General features: G+C 46.7%; 1 protein-coding gene. It reads right to left on the bottom strand.

Annotation, left to right across the window (positions count from 1 at the left end):
• The coding region (locus tag KIT90_RS27700; protein WP_285379766.1) for a tandem-95 repeat protein at positions 1 to 1,148 on the bottom strand (1,148 nt) is incomplete at both ends.

The raw sequence follows: 1,148 nt of genomic DNA, 5'->3' as shown, positions 1-1,148 counted from the left end.
GCTTCTACGGATACAACTGGAGATTGGCCTTCGAAGCTATCGTTGTCTAACACATCCAAAATGGTTGGTGTGTCTTCAACGATATCTGCACTATCTGCGACAATGTCGGCAACGGCATTGACTGTGAAATCAACCGTCTGACTCACTTCCAAACCACTTGGATCTTTTGCAGTGAACGTTAGCTCTTCAGAACCGTTCCAGTCTGCGGTTGGTGTGATCGTCGCAATACCATCAACAATCGACACTTGAATATTGCTGTTACCAGAAACGCTGAACGTCAGTTCGCTGTCTGCGTCGTCAACATCGCTAAAGGCGTCATTCAAGTTGATGGTGTATTGAGCAAAGTCTTCCGGTAGAACTTGGTCAGCAATAGTGTTTTCTACCACTGGTTTATCGTTAACAGGAGTAACGTTCAGCGTGACCGTCGTTGTTTCAGTGACACCACCAGAAGTGACTGTGTAGGTAAACTCATCCGCACCGTTGTAATCCTGGTTCGGCGTGTAAGTAATGGTGCCGTCGTTGTTAACAACCACACTGCCATTTGTAGGACCATTGCCCGCTTCTACCGATACCACCGGCGATTGGCCTTCGAAACTATCATTGTCTAACACATCCAAAATGGTTGGTGTGTCTTCAACGATATTAGCGCTGTCCGAAACAATATCGGCAACGGCGTTAACCGTGAAATCAACAGTCTGGCTAACGCTTTCACCATCAGGATCTGTCGCGGTAAACGTCAACTCTTCAGAGCCATTCCAGTCAGCGGTTGGGGTGATAGTTGCGATACCATCAACAATCGAAACTTGAATGTTGCTGTTACCAGAAACGCTAAATGTCAATTCACTGTCTGCGTTATCAACATCGCTAAACGCGTCATTTAAATCGATGGTATAAGGCGTAAAGTCCTCAGATAGAACTTGGTCAGCAATGGTATTCTCAACCACAGGCTTGTCATTAACAGGAGTAACGTTCAGCGTAACTGTTGTGGTTTCAGTGACGCCGCCAGAGGTGACCGTGTAAGTGAATTCATCCGCACCGTTGTAATCTTGGTCTGGCGTGTAGGTAATGGTACCGTCGTTGTTAACAATCACACTGCCGTTAGTCGGACCATCACCAGATTCCACTGTAACAACTGGTGATTGGCCTTC

The sequence above is a fragment of the Vibrio sp. B172a genome (assembly GCF_030248355.1).
In the GTDB taxonomy this organism is placed as follows: domain Bacteria; phylum Pseudomonadota; class Gammaproteobacteria; order Enterobacterales; family Vibrionaceae; genus Vibrio; species Vibrio owensii.
The sequence above is the reverse complement of the archived record's forward strand: the minus strand, read 5'-3'. Positions and strand labels throughout refer to the sequence as shown.